At 69.9% G+C, this 19,291-nt stretch carries 18 protein-coding genes; 10 read left to right on the top strand and 8 right to left on the bottom strand.

Going from position 1 to position 19,291, the window contains the following annotated elements:
- Positions 1-68 precede the first annotated feature (68 nt).
- Positions 69-953, top strand: a complete 885-nt coding sequence (locus K0H49_RS21595) for a helix-turn-helix domain-containing protein (protein WP_219216866.1) — start codon at positions 69-71, stop codon at positions 951-953.
- Here the strand turns inward: K0H49_RS21595 and gcvA are convergent.
- Positions 925-1,902, bottom strand: coding sequence for a transcriptional regulator GcvA (gene gcvA / locus K0H49_RS21590; protein ID WP_219216864.1), 978 nt, complete (start codon positions 1,900-1,902; stop codon positions 925-927). The two genes, K0H49_RS21595 and gcvA, sit on opposite strands and share 29 nt — an antisense overlap.
- A gap of 425 nt (positions 1,903-2,327) precedes the next feature.
- On the opposite strand from gcvA, the gene K0H49_RS21585 reads away from it, so the two are divergent.
- From K0H49_RS21585 to K0H49_RS21560, 6 genes are all read left to right on the top strand, one after another.
- Positions 2,328-3,506, top strand: a complete 1,179-nt coding sequence (locus K0H49_RS21585; RefSeq protein WP_219216862.1) for an MFS transporter — start codon at positions 2,328-2,330, stop codon at positions 3,504-3,506.
- Between the two features lie 217 nt (positions 3,507-3,723).
- Positions 3,724-4,392 (top strand): MarR family transcriptional regulator, encoded by a 669-nt coding sequence (locus K0H49_RS21580; protein WP_219216860.1) that lies wholly within the window; start codon positions 3,724-3,726, stop codon positions 4,390-4,392.
- Positions 4,393-4,861: 469 nt separating this feature from the next.
- Positions 4,862-5,977, top strand: a complete 1,116-nt coding sequence (locus tag K0H49_RS21575; RefSeq protein WP_219216858.1) for an efflux RND transporter periplasmic adaptor subunit — start codon at positions 4,862-4,864, stop codon at positions 5,975-5,977.
- Positions 5,974-9,072, top strand: coding sequence for a MexW/MexI family multidrug efflux RND transporter permease subunit (locus K0H49_RS21570; protein ID WP_219216856.1), 3,099 nt, complete (start codon positions 5,974-5,976; stop codon positions 9,070-9,072). Before K0H49_RS21575 ends, K0H49_RS21570 begins: the two co-directional genes overlap by 4 nt.
- A 14-nt stretch (positions 9,073-9,086) precedes the next feature.
- Positions 9,087-10,523, top strand: a complete 1,437-nt coding sequence (locus K0H49_RS21565; RefSeq protein WP_219216853.1) for an efflux transporter outer membrane subunit — start codon at positions 9,087-9,089, stop codon at positions 10,521-10,523.
- Positions 10,524-10,558: 35 nt separating this feature from the next.
- Positions 10,559-11,230 carry a helix-turn-helix transcriptional regulator gene (locus K0H49_RS21560; RefSeq protein ID WP_219216844.1) on the top strand — a complete coding sequence of 224 codons (672 nt, stop codon included), beginning with the start codon at positions 10,559-10,561 and terminating at the stop codon, positions 11,228-11,230.
- A gap of 251 nt (positions 11,231-11,481) precedes the next feature.
- On the opposite strand, the gene K0H49_RS21555 is transcribed toward K0H49_RS21560, so the two are convergent.
- Positions 11,482-11,712 (bottom strand): hypothetical protein, encoded by a 231-nt coding sequence (locus tag K0H49_RS21555; RefSeq protein WP_219216841.1) that lies wholly within the window; start codon positions 11,710-11,712, stop codon positions 11,482-11,484.
- Between K0H49_RS21555 and K0H49_RS21550 the strand changes: the two genes are divergently transcribed.
- From K0H49_RS21550 to K0H49_RS21540, 3 genes are read left to right on the top strand one after another with little or no spacing between them, the layout of a single operon-like run.
- On the top strand, positions 11,711-12,031 hold the full coding sequence (locus tag K0H49_RS21550) for a hypothetical protein (RefSeq protein ID WP_219216840.1): 321 nt from the start codon (positions 11,711-11,713) through the stop codon (positions 12,029-12,031). The genes K0H49_RS21555 and K0H49_RS21550 overlap by 2 nt on opposite strands.
- A complete protein-coding gene (locus K0H49_RS21545; protein ID WP_219216838.1) occupies positions 12,028-12,237 on the top strand; it encodes a hypothetical protein in 210 nt (69 codons plus the stop codon). Before K0H49_RS21550 ends, K0H49_RS21545 begins: the two co-directional genes overlap by 4 nt.
- A 20-nt stretch (positions 12,238-12,257) precedes the next feature.
- Positions 12,258-12,545, top strand: coding sequence for a hypothetical protein (locus tag K0H49_RS21540; protein ID WP_257625062.1), 288 nt, complete (start codon positions 12,258-12,260; stop codon positions 12,543-12,545).
- A gap of 24 nt (positions 12,546-12,569) precedes the next feature.
- Here K0H49_RS21540 and K0H49_RS21535 read toward each other — a convergent pair whose 3' ends face one another.
- The 6 genes from K0H49_RS21535 to K0H49_RS21510 are packed head-to-tail and all read right to left on the bottom strand — an operon-like array spanning position 12,570 to position 19,288.
- Positions 12,570-13,613, bottom strand: coding sequence for a diguanylate cyclase (locus tag K0H49_RS21535; protein ID WP_257625061.1), 1,044 nt, complete (start codon positions 13,611-13,613; stop codon positions 12,570-12,572).
- A gap of 1 nt (position 13,614) precedes the next feature.
- Positions 13,615-14,658: a chemotaxis response regulator protein-glutamate methylesterase gene (locus tag K0H49_RS21530; protein WP_219216836.1), complete on the bottom strand. Its 1,044-nt coding sequence runs from the start codon at positions 14,656-14,658 to the stop codon at positions 13,615-13,617.
- Complete coding sequence (locus K0H49_RS21525; protein WP_219216834.1) at positions 14,655-16,874, bottom strand: hybrid sensor histidine kinase/response regulator; 2,220 nt, start codon at positions 16,872-16,874, stop codon at positions 14,655-14,657. Before K0H49_RS21525 ends, K0H49_RS21530 begins: the two co-directional genes overlap by 4 nt.
- Positions 16,871-17,560 (bottom strand): chemotaxis protein CheW, encoded by a 690-nt coding sequence (locus K0H49_RS21520; RefSeq protein ID WP_219216832.1) that lies wholly within the window; start codon positions 17,558-17,560, stop codon positions 16,871-16,873. Before K0H49_RS21520 ends, K0H49_RS21525 begins: the two co-directional genes overlap by 4 nt.
- Positions 17,553-18,812 (bottom strand): CheR family methyltransferase, encoded by a 1,260-nt coding sequence (locus tag K0H49_RS21515; RefSeq protein ID WP_219216825.1) that lies wholly within the window; start codon positions 18,810-18,812, stop codon positions 17,553-17,555. Before K0H49_RS21515 ends, K0H49_RS21520 begins: the two co-directional genes overlap by 8 nt.
- On the bottom strand, positions 18,803-19,288 hold the full coding sequence (locus tag K0H49_RS21510) for a chemotaxis protein CheW (RefSeq protein WP_219216823.1): 486 nt from the start codon (positions 19,286-19,288) through the stop codon (positions 18,803-18,805). The genes K0H49_RS21515 and K0H49_RS21510 overlap by 10 nt, the downstream gene beginning before the upstream one ends.
- Positions 19,289-19,291 lie beyond the last annotated feature (3 nt).

The raw sequence follows: 19,291 nt of genomic DNA, 5'->3' as shown, positions 1-19,291 counted from the left end.
CTGCAACGGACGCGGCCGCCGACGGCGCGACCTGTCCCCCCACCACTGTTCAACGCGAAGGCGACCCGATGCTTGATGTTTCCGAGAGTGAGCCGTCAAAGACCGAGCACTCGACCCAGTTCCGTGAGCGCCTCAACGCGCTTCTCTTCAAGCGAAAGATGTCCAGGAACGACTTCGCTGCGCTGGCGGGCCTCAACAGGAGTTCGATATCGCAGCTGCTGTCGGACACGACCACGCGACTGCCACGCATCGAGACCATCGTCCAGATCTCACGGGCCCTGGGTGTCAGCGTCGATTGGCTGCTCGGGCTGGACGACGATGCCAAGCTGCCGGCCGACGCCGCAGAAGACGCGGCGACAGCGCGCGCGAAATTCCAGGTTTCCAGCATCAAGCAGGAGCAATTTTCGCGCTGGCGGGAAAACTACGGCGGCATGAAGGTCCGCTATCTGCCCACGACCTTCCCCGACCCCCTGAAAAGCGACGAGAGCCTGGCCTGGCAGTACAAGGACCATCCGGAGATCACGGTCGAGGAGGCACAGGAAGGCATCGCGCACCGGCGCCGCTATCTCTCGCGGCCGGGGGCAGACATGGAGGTCTGCACCAGCGTGGAGATCATTCATGCCTTCGCCAAGGGCGAGTACCTCTGGGGTGAACTCCCCGATGCATTCAGGCAGCGCGAGTTGGACCACATGATCGAGGTCTACGAGAGCGTGTACCCCACCTTCCGCTGGTTCTGCTTCGACGCGCGCGACAACTTCTTCGCGGGCTTTCCCGTCACGATCTTTGGCCAGCGTTACGCTTCCATCAACCTGGGCCAGAAATTTCTTCTCAGCCAGGACGAGGAGACCATTTCCGAGCTCACGCGTGAGTTCGATTCGCTGGTCAAGGTGGCGGTGCTCCAGCCGCTCGAAACACTGGCGTTGCTCAAATCGCTGAGGCCAAGACGGAAGTAGCGAGCGCGTCTTGCGTCGCATGGCCGCTGGCCTGCAACCAGTCGCAAAACGCCAGTGCATTGGCATCCTGCGCCGAGCGCTCCGGGAGAATCCAGTAGAACTCCTTCTCGTGCGTGGTCCAGGCGCTGAAAGGCATCACCAGCAGGCCTGCGGCCACACTGTCCGCCACCAGGTCCGGATTGCCCAGCGCGAAGCCCATGCCCTGCATGGCCGCCTGCACCGCGAGGTGGGCGTGATCGAAACCCAGTTCTCCTGCCGGCTTCAACTTGCGCGCGCGGGCCGTCGCCAGCCAGTCGCGCCAGGCCAGCGGCGTCGAGCGGCTGTGCAGCAAGGTGTAGCGCGCCAGGTCGGCGGGCTTCGACGGCGCGGGCGACCGGGCGAGCAGCGCCGGGCTGCAGACCGGCGTCAGCGCATCGGGCAGGAACGCACCGAAGCGCACACCGCGCCAACCGGGGCGCGCCTTCAACAGGGCCAGCTCTTCGGCGGAGAGGCAGCGGATCGACACGTCGAAGGCCGCCGGCACGAAGTCGAGCACGCTCGCCGTGGTGGCGAGCTGCACATCGACCTCCGGCACCTGGGCGCAGAAACCGGACAGGCGTGGAATCAGCCATTGCGCAGCCAGCGTCGGCAAGGCGTTGACCGTGAGCGTGCGGCGCTGCGTGGCCCGACCGATGCGCTGGGTCGCGTCGGCCATCAGGTCGAAGGCCGTGCTCAGGCTGGGCAGATAGGCCGCACCTTCGGGCGTCAGCGCGAGCTGCCGCCCTTCTCGCGCGACGAGCGAGGCGCCCAGCCACTCCTCGAGCGCCTTGATCTGATGGCTGACCGCGCTCTGCGTGACGCTGAGCTCCTGGGCCGCGCGCGTCACGCTGCGCAGCCGTGCCGCCGCCTCGAAGGCGCGCAGCATGTTGAGCGACGGCAGCCGCCGCGCACTGGCATGAGATGAGCTCATGGATTCAGCCGGAAATGTCGATGGTCGCCGAGCTTACTCCTGCCTAGCATCCCGGCATGCGTCACTTCGATCTTTTCGAAAATCTCATTCATTGCCGAAGCTTGGCGAACCAGTCGAACCTGCCCCTGCGAGCGCGCGCACCGGCCACACGGGACCGCCCCGAAGACAGGCCGCTGCCATCGCAGCATGGCCCGGCCCACGCGCCGGAGCTCACGCAACCCGCGTGGCCTCACGGCAAGGGGCCGCTGCCGACGCGTTGATGGCGCAGCGGCACGGTCGACTTCGGCGTGTGCCACGATCAGCGTCCGCCGCGAACAGATGTGCAAGGCGCAAGGCCGCATGGGATGCGGCAGGCCCCTTGATTCCACTTTTTCTCCAGGCCATGGCACGGCGTGCCTGGCCCGACCTCCCCCCTCCTCTGCCCCATGCCACCTGCTGATACAACGCCGTCCTCCGATCGTCCGGCGACGAGGCTCGCCACCCGCATCTCCTTTCTCGTGGCGGGCTTCGGCCTCGCCTGCTGGGCTCCGCTGGTGCCCTTCGCCAAGCAGCGCCTGGCGGTCGATGACGGAACGCTCGGGCTGCTGCTGCTGTGCATCGGCATCGGCTCGGTCGTGGCCATGCTGCTGACCGGCCCGCTGAGCGCACGCTTCGGCAGCAAGCCCATCATCCTGGCCGGAGGCTTCGGACTGGCCGTCGTGCTGCCGGCGCTGACGCTCGCCACGACGCCCCTGGCGCTGGCCACTGCGCTGCTCGCGTTCGGCGCCGCGCTGGGATCGATCGATGTCGCGATGAACGTCCATGCCGTGGAGGTGGAACGCGCCGCAGGCACGCCGCTGATGTCGGGCTTCCACGCGCTTTTCAGCATCGGCGGCTTCGCGGGCGCCACGCTGATGACCGCGCTGCTCTCCTGGGGCATCGATCCGCTGGCGGGCACGCTGGCGTCCGCGGCGGCGATGGCGATCGCCATGGCCTTCGCCTGGCCGCGCCTGCTCGCAGGCGCGCAGGGCGCGGTGGAAGGCTCGCTCTTCGTCCGGCCGCGCGGCATCGTCCTGCTGCTCGCCGGCCTGGCCGCGGCAACCTTCCTCGCGGAAGGCGCGATGCTCGACTGGAGCGCCCTTCTCGTCACCGATGCCGGCCTCACGAGCGCCAGCCAGAGCGGCGTCGGCTACATGCTGTTCGCCATCGCGATGACCGTCGGCCGACTCGTGGGCGACAGGGTCACGGCAAGGGTCGGCGACCGGAACACCCTGCTCTGGGGCGGCATCCTGGCGGTTGTCGGCTTCGTGGTGCTGCTGGCGGCGCCGATCGCCTGGCTCAGGATGAGCGGCTTCCTGCTCATCGGGCTGGGCGCGTCGAACATCGTGCCGGTCTTCTTCCGCAAGGCCGGCGCGCAGACCGCCATGCCCTCGGCCCTGGCCATCGGCGCCATCACCACCGCAGGCTATGCCGGCATCCTGGTGGGGCCCGCCGGCATCGGCTTCGTCGCCAATGCGATCGGCCTGCATGCGGCCTTCTGGATGGTCGCCGCGTTGCTGTGCCTGATTCCGTTGACGGCACACATCGTCGCAGGGCGCGGCGCGCGGCCCAGAGCGGCGCCCTGAAGCCTGGGGACAGGGGCGTCACGCGCCATCGTCCCGGGCATCCGGGTTGGCAGGCGCCGCCCATCTGCAGCCTTTCGCCCGAAGCACCGAGGTTCGGTCCGCACGCGCTGCCGGGGTCATGGTGCCGAACGATGCCCGACCCGGCCCTGCGCCAGGGGTCGGCGGTCGACTTCATAATTCAGCCCCCGCCCAGAAACCGAACCGAGCCGAACCGCCCGTGAGTGCTGCAGATTTCCTCTTGTCCCCCGCTGTGCAAAAGCTCATGCAGGTCCTGTATGCGGCCCCCGATCAGCTGTTCTCGGCAAGCGAACTGGCCCAGCGAACGAAACAGGAGCGAAGCGAGGTCGACGCGATCGTGGAGCACCTCGTCAGGAGCGGGCTCCTTGCCAAGCAGCAGACGTCAGCCGACCAGCCCGAAACCGTCAAGGTCGACCGCTCCTTCGTCTTCCATCGCGAATTGCGCAGCATCGCGTTGAAGTCCTTCGCCGCGGCCGAGCCGATCCGCCACATGCTGCGTTCCAAGTTCAAGAACGCGGTCGTGCGCGCCTTCGTGCTGGGCGAGCACGACGACAACACCATCGAGATCCTGGTCGTGCATGGCGCGGTGATGCCCGACGAGGCCAGCATGGCGGCCGCCTGCAAGAAGCTGTCGAAGAGCCTTCATCGCCACTTGCAGGTGCATGTGATCTCCTCGGACAGGCTCGACGGCCTGACGAGTCGCGACGCCCTCGCGATCCGACTCGCCGCCGCTTCGGCGTTCGAGATCATCGCGCCAGGAGACACCAAGGCCGTGTTGCCCACCCAGCGACCGGGCTTGCTGCAAAGCGCGAAGAAGAAACTGGCCTCGCTGGGCTTTTCTGCGCCGCAACGAAGCGGTTCGCGTTAGCACGATTGCGCCCATGCCGTGCAGGCCGTTGCACAGGCCTGTGGGTGGCATCCCCTTCTCATCGCGGCTCGCGATCGCGGTGCATGCTGCATAAATGTTCCACGAGCGCTCGTCCGGGATGGCGGATTCGACGGGCGCGGATTCGACGCGCCTGTGCGCGCCCCCCGCGACGGCCGCGCTGCCGTGATGACCCCGTGGCCCGGAAAGAACGGTCAATGGAATCGGGCGACGAGCCTGGGCAACATCGAGCCGAAAAGACTGCTTGAGCAGCCTGTTCCAGCCGCCTTCTGGCGGTGCAGAGGACGGGCGAGCCTCCGCCTTGCGTCAGCCCCACGATGACTTCATCTGGAGAGGCCGCCTGCCGCCGATAGCCTGAATCCATGCGTGCCATTGCCGCCGCCCGCCTCGACAGCTGCGGCTGCGATCGGCAATAATCAAAGCACTTTCTTTGATTATTAATGGACCGATCATGAAGACACGTTCAAGGGCCTGGCTCGGCGCCGGCCTCGCGGTGGTGCTGCTGGGGGGAGGCGGCTACGGGCTTCTCGCGAAACTCGGGCCGGCGCATGCACAGGCCAGCGGCGGCATGCCGCCCGTGAAGGTGGCGGTGGCCGTCGCGCAGAAGACCACGGTGGCGCGCGTCCTGACCGGCATCGGCACCCTGGAGGCGACGCGCCAGGTCGAGGTGCCGGCCGAGGTGGACGGTCGGGTCTCGAGGATCCTGTTCGTGCCCGGTGGCGCGGTGCGCGCAGGCCAGCTGCTGGTGCAGCTCAACGATGCGCCCGAGCAGGGCGACCTGGAGCGCCTGAGCGCGCAGCGTGCCAATGCCCGCGCCCTGCTCGAGCGCACCCGCCGCCTGCTGCCGCAGCAGGCCGCCACGCAGGAACAATTCGAACAGGCCCAGGCCGCTTTCGACCAAGCCGGCGGCGAACTCAAGCGCGCGCAGGCGATGCGCGAACAGAAGCAGATCAAGGCGCCTTTCGACGGGGTGCTCGGCATCCGTCGCGTCCAGCTCGGCCAGTTCGTGCGCGCCGGCGACGCGCTGGTGTCGCTCACCGACGCGCGCACGCTCTTCGCCAACCTCACGCTGCCCGAAACCGCGCTGCCTGCGCTGCATCGCCAGCAGCAGGTCGCGCTCTCGGTCGATGCCTACCCGGGCCGGGTCTTCCAGGCCAGGCTGAGCACCATCGAACCGCAGATCGGTGTCGACGCGCGCACCGTGCGCCTGCAGGCCACGGTCGACAACGCCGACGGCGCGCTCACGCCGGGCATGTTCGTCAACGGCAAGGTGGCGCTGCCGGCGCGGGCCGACGCCATCACCGTGCCCGAGACCGCCCTGACCTACAGCACGCACGGCGACGCGGTCTTCGTGGTGCGCCCCGGCGACACGGGCGGCTTCACCGCGCAGCAGGTGTTCGTGAAGGCCGGCGACCGGCAGGACGGCCGGGTCGTCATCGAGCACGGCCTGGAGGCCGGCGAGAAGGTCGTCACCTCGGGCCAGCTGCGTCTTTACAGCGGCGCCGCCGTGGTGCCGGCCGCGAAGGACACGCTGGCCCTCGCCGAGCCCACGGAGCCCAGGCCATGAAGTTCACCGACCTCTTCGTGCGCCGGCCCGTGCTGGCGCTGGTGGTGAGCACGCTGATCCTGCTGCTCGGCGCCCGCGCGCTGGGCGACCTGCCGGTGCGCCAGTACCCGCTGACCGAAAGCACCACCCTGACCATCACCACGCAGTACCCCGGCGCCTCGCCGGAGCTGATGCAGGGCTTCGTCACGCAGCCGATCGCGCAGGCGGTGGCGACCATTGAGAACGTCGACTACCTGTCGTCGACATCCACCCTGGGCCGCAGCGTGGTCAGCGTGCGCATGAAGCTCAACGCCGATGCCAACCAGGCGCTGACGCAGGCCATGGCGCAGGTCAGCCAGGTCAAGTACCGGCTGCCGGCCGAGGCCTTCGATCCGGTGATCCTCAGGTCGTCGGGCGAGGCCACCGCGGTGGCCTATGTCGGCTTCTCGAGCAAGACGATGCCGATCCCGGCGCTCACCGACTACCTCTCGCGCGTGGTGCAGCCGCAGTTCGCGTCGATCCCCGGCGTGTCGAGCGTGGACGTGTCGGGCGGCCAGACGCTGGCCATGCGCGTGTGGCTCGACCCCAACCGCATGGCCGCGCGCGGCATCTCGGCCGGCGAGCTGGCCGACGCGCTGCGGCAGAACAACGTGCAGGCCGCACCCGGGCAGGTCAAGGGCCTGTATGTGGTGTCGAACATCCGCGTGAACACCGACCTGGTGAACGTGGCCGAGTTCCGCGACATGGTCGTCAAGCGCGACGGCGACGCCATCGTGCGCCTGGGCGACGTCGCCACGGTGGAACTGGGCGCGGCCAGTGTCGACAGCAGCGCGACCATGGACGGCGACAAGGCCATCTACCTGGGCCTGCACGCGGCGCCCGACGGCAACCCGCTGGTGATCGTCAAGCGCATCCGCGAGCTGCTGCCCGCCGCCAAGCAGAACCTGCCGCCCGGGGTCGAGGTGCAGCTGCCCTTCGAGCTGGCACGCTTCATCGAGGCCTCGATCGACGAGGTGCAGAAGACGCTGCTCGAGGCCGTCGCCATCGTGGTGCTGGTGATCTTCCTGTGCCTGGGCTCGATGCGCGCGGTGCTGATCCCGGTGGTGACGATTCCGCTGTCGATGCTGGGCGCGGCCGCGCTGATGCTGCTGTTCGGCTTCAGCATCAACCTGCTGACCCTGCTGGCGATGGTGCTGGCGATCGGGCTGGTGGTGGACGATGCCATCGTGGTGGTGGAGAACGTGCACCGCCACATGGAGGAAGGCAAGTCGCGCGTGCAGGCGGCATTGATCGGTGCCCGCGAAGTGGCCGGCCCGGTGATCGCGATGACGCTCACGCTGGCCGCGGTGTATGCGCCCATCGGGCTCATGGGCGGCCTCACGGGTTCGCTGTTCAAGGAGTTCGCCTTCACGCTGGCGGGCGCGGTGGTGGTGTCGGGCGTGATCGCGCTCACGCTGTCGCCGGTGATGGCGTCCTTCCTGCTGCCGCAGGATGCCAGCACGAGCCGCATGGCCCGCCATGCCGAGGCCTTCTTCCACAAGCTGGCCTCGGCCTACGGCCGCCTGCTCGACGTGTCGCTGCACCACCGCTGGGTCACGGGCCTGCTGGCCGCCGCGGTGCTGGTCAGCCTGCCCTTTCTCTACAACGCTGCGCAGCGCGAGCTGGCGCCCGGCGAGGACCAGGCGATGGTGATGACCGTCGTCAAGTCGCCGCAGCACGCCAACATCGATTACGTCGAGAAGTTCGGCAAGAAGTGGGACGAGGTGTTGGCCGCGCTGCCCGAGAACACCGGCCGCTGGCTCGTCAACGGCTCGGACGGCGTGTCGAACAGCATCGGCGGCGTGCAGCTGTCCGACTGGAAGGACCGCAGGCGCAGCGCCGAGCAGATCCAGGCCGAGGTGCAGAACGGCATGAACGAGGTCGAGGGCAGCAGCGTCTTCGCGTTCCAGCTGCCTTCGCTGCCGGGCTCGACCGGCGGGCTGCCGGTGCAGATGGTGATCCGCAGCGCGGGCGACCACCGCACGGTGTTCGAGGCGATGGAGGCGCTGAAGAAGGCGGCGCGCGACAGCGGCAAATTCGCCGTGGTCGACAGCGACCTGGCGTTCAACAACCCGGTGACCGAAGTGCGCGTGGACCGCGCCAAGGCCAACAGTGTGGGCGTGACGATGAAGGCCATCGGCGACACGCTGGCCGTGCTGGTGGGCGAGAACTACGTCAACCGCTTCGGCATGGACGGCCGCTCGTACGACGTCATTCCGCAGTCGCCGCCCGACCGGCGCCTGTCGGCCGATGCGCTGTCGCGCTACTTCGTGAAGAGCGCGAGCGGCCAGCCGGTGCCGCTGGCCAACCTGGTGCAGCTGTCGACCAGCGTCGGGCCCAACCAGCTCACGCAGTTCAACCAGCTCAACGCCGCGACCTTCCAGGCCATTCCGATGCCGGGCGTGACCATGGGCGATGCGGTGGCCTTCCTGAGCGAAGAGGCGAAGAAGCTGCCGGCCGGTTTCAGCTACGACTGGCAGTCGGACGCGCGCCAGTTCTCGCAGGAGGGTTCGGCGCTGGTGATGGCCTTCCTGTTCGCGATCGTGGTGATCTACCTGGTGCTGGCGGCGCAGTACGAAAGTCTGCGCGACCCGTTGATCATCCTGATCAGCGTGCCGATGTCGATCTGCGGCGCGCTGGTGCCGCTGGCCATGGGCTTCGCCACCGTCAACATCTACACCCAGATCGGGCTGGTGACGCTGATCGGGCTGATCAGCAAGCACGGCATCCTGATGGTGGAGTTCGCCAACGAGATCCAGGCGCGCGACAACCTGGAGCGCCGGCCCGCCATCGAGCAGGCCGCGCGCATCCGGCTGCGCCCGATCCTGATGACCACCGCCGCGATGGTGATGGGCCTGGTGCCGCTGCTGTTCGCCAGCGGTGCGGGGGCCGCCAGCCGCTTCAGCATCGGCCTGGTGATCGTCGTCGGCATGCTGGTGGGCACGCTGTTCACGCTGTTCGTGCTGCCCACCATGTACACGCTGCTGGCACGCGACCACCGCATGGTGGGCCGCTCGCAGCGCACCGCCGAACTCGACGCGCTGGTGGCCGGTGAGCCCGCCGGCCACCACGCCTGACGACCCCGGGGAGCATGACCATGAACCGACTCTTTTCCCAAGCGGCGCCTTTTGCGCTCGGTGCGCTGGTGCTGGCCGGTTGCGCCGTCGGGCCGACCTACACCGCGCCGGCCGAAGCACCGGTGACCCTCTCCGCGCCCGAGCAATCGCTGTTCGCCAACGACGCGGTGCAGCGCGACTGGTGGCGCCAACTCGACGACGCCCAGCTCGATGCGCTGATCGAGCGCGCCCTGGCCGGCAACCACGACATCCGCATCGCGCAGGCACGTCTGCGGGAAGCGCGCGCCACGCAGACCGAGGCCGAGCTCGACCGACTGCCCGCCGTCACGATGGGCGCCAGCAAGACCCGCGGCATCGCGCAGGGCAACGGCACGCCGGCCGATGCGCGCACGCTGGCGCAGAGCAGCCGCGCCGGCTTCGATGCGTCTTGGGAGATCGACCTGTTCGGTCGCCTGCAGCGGCTCGACGAAGCGGCCACGGCACGCGCGCAGGCCACGGCGGCCGACCTCGAACAGGTGCGCATCGTGGCCGTGGCCGAACTGGCCCGCAACTACTACGAGATGCGTGGCGCCGAGCAGCGCATCGCCGTGACCCGCCGCACGCTCGACAGCCTGCGCAGCAGCCTGCGCGTGACCGAGGCGCAGGTGCAGACCGGCCGCGGCCTCGAAGGCGACCTGGCAAGCGCGCAGGCCAACCTGGCCAGCACCGAAAGCCAGCTGCCGGCGCTCGAGACCACGCGCCGCCAGGCTGCCTACCGCGTGGCCGTGCTGGCCGGCCTGCGCCCGGCCGAGCTGGAACCGATGCTGCAGCCGCAACGGCTGCGCGTGCTCGACAAGCGCCTGCCCCTCGGCGACCTGGGCGACCTGCTGCGCCGTCGCCCCGACGTGCTGCGCGCCGAGCGCGGCCTGGCGGCCAGCACGGCCGACGTGGGCGCCGCCACGGCCGAGCTGTACCCGCGCTTCGACATCGGCGGCTTCCTGGGCTTCGTCGCCCTGCGCGGTGCCGACCTCGGCAGTTCGTCGAGCCGCGCCTTCAGCGTGACGCCCGGCGTGCGCTGGCCCGCCTTGCGGCTGGGCTCGGCCAAGGCCCGCGTGCGCGGTGCCGAAGCCCGCGCCGAAGGCGAACGCGCGCTCTACGAGCAGACCGTGCTGCGCGCCCTCGAGGACGTCGAAGGCGCGCTCACCGGCTATGGCCAGAACCAGCTGCGCCTGCGGCGGCTGGCCGAGGCCTCGGAGCGCAGCGGCCGCGCCGCCGAACTGGCCGAGGTGCGCTACCGTGAAGGCGCGGCGCCCTACCTGAGCGTGCTCGATGCGCAACGCACCCTGCTGCGTGCGCAGGACGCCGTGGCCGAAGCCGAGACCGCGTCGTACACCAGCCTGGTCGCGCTCTACAAGGCGCTGGGCGGCGGCTGGCAAGCACCTCCGGATGGAAGGGGCGGTCCAGGCACCTGACAATGGCGCTGTTGTCCTCCACGATTGAACTCGCCATGTCCGCCCCAGATGCCAAGCCCGCCTGGACGCCGCACCAGCCGGCCGACCGCATCCTCACGACGCTCAAGACCCGCGGCGCGCTCGGCATTCCCGACATCGCCAAGGTGCTGGGCGTCACAGTGGAAGCGGTGCGCCAGCAGATGGCCAAGCTGGAGGCCGAGGGCCTGGTGGACGCCGAAAGCCGCCCCAGCGGGCGCGGCCGGCCCACGCAGATCTGGCGGCTCACCGGCGCAGGCCACCAGCGCTTTCCCGACACCCACGCCGAGATGACGGTGCAGATGATCAGCGCCGTGATCAAGGTGTTCGGCCCGCAGGGCATGGACCAGCTGATCGGCGAGCGCGAGCAGGTCATGCGCGCCGACTACACGGCCGCCATGCGCGGCGCACGCAGCCTCGAGGCCCGGCTCGAACGCCTTGCCGAGATCCGCAGCCGCGAGGGCTACATGGCCGAGTTCCGGCCCGAGGACGACGGCTTCCTGTTCATCGAGAACCATTGCCCGATCTGCACCGCGGCACAGGCCTGCACCGGCTTCTGCCGCAGTGAACTGCAACTCTTCGAGGAAGTGCTGGGCACCGGCGTGCGCGTCAGCCGCGTGGAACACATCCTGGCGGGCGCGCGGCGCTGCGCCTACCGGATCGAGCCGACGGCGAAGCGCCGCGCCGCATAGAACGCTCACCTGCAGCACCGGCTCGATCAGCCTCGGCCGCCAGGGTGCCCACGCGCTCGGCCTCCGCCCCGAAGGCCCGGCGCGAGTTCTTCGGCATCGCACACGAGCGCGGGCTCAAGGCCGCGTTCAAGTGGCGCGACGAGAAGTTCGCCGTGGCCTGAGCCGCGCGGGCATCGCCCCGGGATCGGCGACGGCGCCCTCGCGCCGCACATGAGGCATTGCGCCCCGGGTGGCGGCCGACGGTGCGCCGCTCATCCCTCCGGGCCATCGGCTTCCGCGCGCGGTCCGCGGGCCAGATCGCCCGCCAGCCGCTTCAATTCGTCGACACCGGCCTCCAGTGCGGCGATCCAGGTCGACGCGGGCCTGCGCGCCGCAGCGAGTTCGTTGAACACCGTGCTGCAGTGCGCGCTCTCCTTCTCCATCAACACCCAGTAGAAGGCGCCGGCCTGCGGCTCGCCCACGTGCACGGAGATGGAGCGCATGCGATCGGTCATGCGCACAGCGTACAGGTCGCGCGGCCGGCGCGCCATCGGCACGCAGCCTCAGGCCGGCTCGGCTGGCTCGATCGGCTTGAGCCACTCGCTCGCCGCCAGCGTGGGCAGCATCGCGCGCAGGCTCGTCATGCGCGAGCTCGGCGGCCAGGGCCTCGAGCTCCAGGGGATCGACGCTTCGCCAGTGCCGCTGCAGCCGGTGCGCGCAGGCCGCGACCCATTCGGTTTCAGGTATGGAATGCATGGCCAGAGTCTAGCGAAAAGCTGTATATTCATACAGTTAATTTCACAATTCATTGTCACTGCATGACCGATCGCCCCCACCTCGCCCTGCTGCGGATGCCGTCCTGGCTCGGACCGACCGTGACCGAAGAGATCCGGCTCGACCTGGCGCCGGAATGCTACCTGGTGAGCACCCAGGGCGCGCGGGTGCGCATCGTGGAGCGCGACAGCGGCCAGCTCGTCTACGCCGGCATGGGGCCGGTGGAGATCGTGGCGGCCGACACCGCGCGCTGATTCCAACCCAAGGACACCCCATGATCGAAACCACCATCCGGCTCAGGGAATTTCCGGGCCTCCCGCCCGAGGGCATCGCCACCGCCGAGAAACGCTTCCGGGCCGCGCTGGAGAAAGCCCTGGGCGAGGACCTCGGCCAAGTGCTGAAGGCCTACATGAACGCCTCGGAATCGGGCGCCGACGAGCTGTCGGCGGACGAAATTGCCCTGGCCAGCGCCTGGCCCAAGGCCTACGAGAAGGCGAAGATGGCCGGCTTCCGCGACCTGGGCGGCGCCGACGAGGCCTACTTCGAGGTCCGTCCGGACTGAGCCCTCACCCCTGGCCAGGCCTGCTCAAACCGCGGAAGACCCCGCGGACAGGGAGCTCTCGCCGACCGCCACGCGGTTGCGTCCCAGGCGCTTGGCTTCGTAGAGGCCGCGGTCGGCCAGCTCCACCAGCGTCGACGAGATGCCGCGGACCTGCGGCACGGTCGCGCTCACCCCCACGCTCACGGTGAGCCAGGGGCCGGAGGACGAGGCCGAATGCGGGATCTGCAGGGCCTCGATCGCGCGGCGCAGCTTCTCGGCGATGAGCCGGCTGCCGCCGAGCGGCAGGCCGGGCAGCACCAGCGAGAACTCCTCGCCGCCGAAGCGCGCGGCCAAGCCGGACGACCCGTCGCAACAGGCCAGGATGGTGCGCGCCACCCGCTTGAGCGCCTCGTCGCCGGGCACGTGGCCGTACTGGTCGTTGAAGGCCTTGAAATGGTCGACGTCGATCATCAGCACGCTGATCTGGCGCGCGTCGCGCACGCAGCCGTCCCATTCGGCTTCGAGGTACTCGTCGAAGTAGCGGCGGTTGCCCAGCCCGGTCAGGCCGTCGGAATTGGTCAGGCGGCGCAGTTCGAGGTTCGACTCGAGCAGCTGCTGCTGGCTCTGCCGCAGCGCCTGGTAGGCCTCGTCGCGCTGGATCAGCGCGAGGTACGAACGCGAGTGGTAGCGGATGCGCGCGATCAGCTCGACGCTGTCGGGCAGCTTCACCAGGTAATCGTTGGCGCCGGCATTGAAGGCCGCGCTCTTGACCGCCGCGTCTTCCTTGGTCGACAGCACGATGATCGGGATGTCACGTGTGACCGGGTGTGCGCGGTAGGCCTCGACCAGCGACAGGCCGTTCACGCCGGGCAGTACCAGGTCCTGCAGGATCACGGTCGGACGGGTCTGCACCGCGATGGCCAGCGCCTGCGCAGGGTCGGCGCAGAAGTGGAAGGCGATCTCCGGCGCCGCAGCCAGCGCGCGGCGCACGGCCTCGGCCACCATGAACTGGTCGTCGACCAGCAGCACCATCGTGGAATGCGGGCGTTGTTCGGGCAGGCCGAGGGAGGAATCTGGGATCGGAAGCATGTCAATATCCTCGGGGGACCGGCGCGCGCAGCGTCGGGAAACAGGTCATCAGCCGGGGTGCGATCTCGCACAGCGGGCGGATCTCGCTGGCCGCGCCGAGCTCGGCGGCCGCCTTCGGCATGCCGTAGACGGCACTGGTGGCGCGGTCCTGGGCGATGGTCAGGAAGCCGCGCTCGCGCATGGCCTTCAGGCCCTGCGCGCCGTCGCGGCCCATGCCGGTCAGCAGCACGCCGACGGCTTCGCCGCGCCAGTGGTTGGCCAGGTCCTGGAAGAACACGTCGATCGACGGGCGGTACAGCGCGGCCGCCGGCTCGTTCATGTAATGCAGGCGGCCATCGGGCCGCAGGTGCAGGTGGTCGTCGGTGCCGGCGAGCAGCACGGTGCCGGCGCGCGGCACTTCGCCCTCCACCGCCAGCCGCACGGGCAGCACGGTCTGGGCATCGATCCAGGTGGCCATGCCGGCTGCGAAATGCGCGTCGACGTGCTGCACCAGCACGATGGCCGCCGGGAAGTCGATCGGAAGGGCCTTGAGCAGTTCGGCCAGCGCGGCCGGGCCACCGGCCGAGGCACCGATCGCGACCAGCCGCGCGGCCGGTGCGGATGGACCGTGGCCGACCGCGGGGGCCGGCATCACGCGCGCCGGGTCGTAGCGCCCGATGAGCCAGCCCACGTTGCGGATCTTGCGCAGCAGCGGCGCCGCCGCCTCGCGGATGTCGCCCGCCCCCAGCACCGGCGTGCTGACGACGTCGAGCGCGCCGTGGCCCATCGCATCGAACACCCGGCCGGTCTGGCCGGCGACGTCGCCGCTGACGACGACGATCGCGCACGGCGTCTCGGCCATGATGCGCCGCGTCGCCTCCACGCCGTCCATCACCGGCATGAGCAGGTCCATCAGCACCACCTCGGGTCGCTGCGCGGCGCAGCACTCGACGGCTTCGGCGCCGGTATGGGCGACCCAGATCACCTGGAAGCTCGGGTCCAGCGCGATGGCCCGCTTGAGCGCTTCGACCGCCAGCGGCATGTCGTTCACGATGCCGATCTTCATGCGCTTGCCTTTCCGATCAGGTCTTCCACCGCGTCGAGCAGTGCCTCGTCATGGAAGCTGCTCTTCGCGAGGTAGTAGTCGGCACCGGCATCCAGGCCGCGCTGACGGTCTTCTTCGCGGTCCTTGTAGGAAACCACGATCACCGGGATGTGCTGCAGACGCGGGTCGCGCTTCATGCGGGCCACGAGCTCGATGCCATCCATGCGCGGCATGTCGACGTCGGTGACCACCAGGTCGAAGGGCTCCGAGCGGAATACGTTCCAGCCGTCGACACCGTCGACCGCGACCGCAACGTCGTAACCGCGATTGACCAGCAGCTTGCGCTCGAGTTCGCGCACCGTCAACGAGTCGTCCACGACCAGCACGCGCTTGCGCGGCGAGGTGTCGGCGACCGCGCCGCCCGCGTCCACGCGCGTGAGCCGGCCGCCTGCGATCAGCTTGCGGATCGACTGCAGCAGATCTTCCACATCGAGGATCAGCAGCGGCGTCCCGTCTTCCATCAGCGCGCCCGCCTGGATGTCCTGCAGCTTGCCCAGGCGCGGATCGAGCGGCTGCACGACCAGCGTGCGCTCGCCGACGAAGCGGTCCACCGCCACGCCATACATGGCGCCATGCTCGCCGACCACCACCACGCTCACGGTGTCGCTGGTGGCGGCGGGCTCGTCGTATTGCAGGAGCTGGCGCGCCGATACCAGGCCGATGTGCCGGTCCAGGAAGCGCAGGTGCTGGTGCCCTTCGATCTGCTCGATGCCCGCGCGCGGCGCCTCGAGCGCGTGCGTGACGTAGGCCAGCGGAAAGGCGTAGTTCTCGCCGCCGATCTCCACCAGCAGGCTGCGCATGACCGACAGCGACAGCGGCATTTCCAGCACGAAGCGCATGCCCTGCCCCGCCTGCTGGTGCACCCGCACCGCGCCGCGCAGCTGCCGCACCATGTTCTGCACCACGTCGAGTCCCACGCCGCGGCCCGAGATCTCGGTGACCTCGGTGCGGGTGCTGAAGCCGGGGAGGAAGAGGAATTCGAGCAGCTCCGATTCGCTGAGCCGCTCGACGGTCTCGGCGGTCGACAGGCGACGGCGCACGATTTCGGCGCGCAGGCGGTCCAGGTCGATGCCCTTGCCGTCGTCGCCGATCTCGATCAGCAGCATGCCGGCGCTGTGCCGTGCCTGCAGCCGCACCACGCCCTCGGCCGGCTTGCCCACCGCCAGCCGCGCCTGCGGCATTTCGATGCCGTGGTCCAGCGCATTGCGCATCAGGTGGGTCAGCGGCGCTTCGAGCTTCTCGAGAATGTCGCGGTCAACCTGCGTCGCGGCGCCCTCGATCTCGAGTCGCACCTGCTTGCCGAGCGCGCGGCCGAGGTCGCGCACCGAACGCGCCATCACGCCGAGGCCATCGCCGAAGGGCCGCATGCGGCAGGCCAGCGCGGTGTCGTAGAGGCGCTGGGCCAGGTGGCTCATGCGCCAGCCGAACTGGTCGAGTTCACCCATGCGTTCGCCCAGGCCGCGCTCGCAGTCGCCCATGACCTGCAGCGCCTGGTCGAGCGCCGCCTGCAGCCGCGCATCGACCGGCTGCTCCGCCAGCAGCGTGCGCACCGTCTCGAGGGCCTGGCTGGCGCTGCGCTGCTGGCGCTTGAGCCGCAGCATGGACGCGTTGAATGGGGCGAGCCGGTGCGACTCGACCAGGGTCTCGCTCGACAGCCCGAGCAGGCGATTGAGCGTGTCGGCTGTCACGCGCAGCACACGCTCCTCGTCGGGCACCGCGGCCGCCTGCGCTTCGGGTGCGGCGGGAACCTGCACCGCGACGGGCACGGGCGCGGGTGGTGGCACCGCCACGCCCGCAGGATGCTGGCCGCTGAGCCGCGCCTCCAGTTCGCCGATGGCCTGCGTCAGGTCGGCGCCCGGCGTGGCCACGCGCAGCAGCAGGTCGGCACCCAACAGCAGCGCATCGATGTCGGCAGGTTGCAGCAGCAGCCGGCCCTCCTGCGCCTTCACCAGGCAGTCCTCCATCACGTGGGCGATGCGCACCGCGGGTTCGAGGTCGACGATGCGGCCGGCGCCCTTGAGCGAATGGGCCGCACGCATGCAGGCCTCGAGGTGCGCGGCCGCGCGCGGATCGCGCTCCAGCGCGAGCAGGCCGGCATTGAGCACCTGGACCTGGGTCTCGGCCTCCATCTGGAACAGCTCCAGCATCGAGGCGTCGCGGATCTGGTCGGGGTTCATGCGAGGCTCCGATCGATGGCCTGGGCCAGCAGCGTCGCATCGAGCACGCCCACCGTGCGCGGCCCGCAGCGCACCATGCCGCGCGCGCACTTCACACTGGCGTGCGACAAGGTGTCGGGCAACGCCTGCATCGCGGTCTCGTCGACGCGGTAAATGGCGTCGACTTCGTCCACCGGCAGCACGACGGGCCGGCCCATGCCGTTGGCGCCGGCCATCACCAGCATCCGCGGCGCGCCCTGGCGCGCACGCGCTTCGGGCGTGCGCTGCGGGTCGATGCCCAGCAGTTGGGCCAGCGAGACGCAGACGGTCAGCGTGCCGCGCACGTTGGTCATGCCCAGCAGCGCCGGGCTCCAGTGGTGCGGCAGCGTGTGCACCGGCCGCACCGGCGCCACCTCTTCCAGCACGCGGGTCGGCAGGCCGAGCCATTCGCCCTGCACGCGGAACACCAGCAGCGCGAGCGCGTGATGCGCCATGTGGGAAGTCAGGGCCGCGTCGTCGTCGGTCGGCGGCGGCGCCACGGCCAGGCTGGGTGGAAAGCGGTCGAGCAGTTCCCTCGCGGTGCGCGCGTACACCGGGCAGTTGCGGCAGTGCACGTGCGCCACCAGCAACTCGCAACGCTTGTCGCCGTGGATGCCGATGCGGTTCCAGCAGTCGTCGACTGCCGCCTGCGACAGGTCCTCAGGCATGGCGGCGCTCCTGTCTTGCGCTGCGCGCATGCAGGCGGCGCGCGCCTTCGAGGTCGCCTTGCGCCGCCAGCAGCGCCGCCAGATGCACCAGCGATTCCGCATGCGACGGCTCGAGATAGAGGGCCTTGCGGTAGGCGGCCTCGGCCTGCCGCGGCTGGCCCAGCGAATCGTGCAGCATGCCCTGCAGGCCATACACCTGCGCCGCCGGGACATGCGTGGCAAGCCAATGCTCGCAGGCGGCGAGCGCGTCGGCCGCCGGCCCGCGGTCGGCCAGTCGGCGCAGTGCGTCCAGGCCGTCGATGTCCGGCGGCGACGCCACGACAGGTGCAACGACGGGTGGCGCTGGCGGCGCCACGGGATGCACCCGTGCCGGCGCACGCGGCGCGGCGGCACCCGGCCCGGGCCGCAGCCGCGGCGCCGCCGGTGTCGCTCGGGCCGACACGGTGCGGGCCGCGACCGGCGCGCGGCCGACGTAGAAGCCGAAGGCGTGCGGCGCCATCGCGCGCAGGCCGTGCCGGGTCAGCAGGCTGGCCTCGGCCGGCCCCACGAAGAGCGCACCCGTCGCGTGCGTCGCGCGCGTCAGCACGTCCAGCGCGCGCTCCTGCGTCGGCGCGTCGAAATAGATCAGCAGGTTGCGGCAGAAGATGATGTCGTAGAGCTGCGCACCGGCGAGTGCCTGCGGATCGAACAGGTTGCCCGCGCGCAGGCTGACGCGCTCGGCCACGCGCCGCGCCAGCACCTCGCCCTGCGGCGAAGCGCTGAAGTAGCGCTCGCGCAGGCCGGCCACATCGCCGCGGAACGAGTTCGCGCCATACACCGCGCGCTGCGCGAACGCGATCACCTTCTCGCTGACGTCGACCGCGTCCACCGCGATGCTGTCGGCGGGAATGCCTGCGTCGAGCAAGGCCATGACGATGGAATAAGGCTCCTCGCCGGTCGAACAGGGAAGACTGAGGATGCGCACCTTGGTGCTGCGCGACAGCCGCGCGCGCACCACCTCCACGAGCGCGGTCAGCGACTCCGGGTAGCGGTTGAACCAGGTCTCGGGCACCACCACCGCTTCGATCAGCTGCTGCACCTCGGCCGGGCTGGACTGCAGCAGCGCCCAGTAGTGTGCGTCGTCGGCGGCGCCGCAGGCGGTCGAACGCAGGCGCACCGCACGCGCGATCGCCGCGTCGCCGATCGACCCGGCATCCAGCCCGATGCGCTGCTTGAGCAGGTCGCCGAAGCGCGGGTGGGTCGTCAGCTGCATGCGGGCTCCCCGGCAACGGCATCGGGGAACAGCAAGGCGCGGGCTTCGTCGCTCAGCAGCGCGTCGACATCGACCCATTGCAGCATGCCCTCCGCTTCGTCGAGCACCGGCCCGAGATAGCGCGCGCGCGGGCTGTCGAGGCCGCATGGCACGAAGTCGGCCGGGTTGCGGTGACCCGTCTCCGTCACGCCTTCGAGTATCAGGGCCAGCGTGCGCGCCGCGCCCAGGCCGCGATGGCGGTAGGTCACCAGCACGATGCGCGTGCTCGTCAGGTGACGCGAAGGCCGGCCGAGTGCCAGGCCGCCGAGGTCGATGACAGGCACCGGCGCTCCCCGATGCACGAGCACGCCGGCCACCCAGTCGGGCGTGCCCGGCAGTTGCTTGAGCGCTTGCAGCGGCAACACGCGCACCACCGCATCGGCCGCCAACGCATAGCGATCGTCGCCAAGGCGAAACAGCAGGAACAGCCTGCGCACGGC

The sequence above is a fragment of the Variovorax boronicumulans genome, assembly GCF_019352895.1.
Taxonomy (GTDB): domain Bacteria; phylum Pseudomonadota; class Gammaproteobacteria; order Burkholderiales; family Burkholderiaceae_C; genus Variovorax; species Variovorax boronicumulans_A.
The sequence above is the reverse complement of the archived record's forward strand: the minus strand, read 5'-3'. Positions and strand labels throughout refer to the sequence as shown.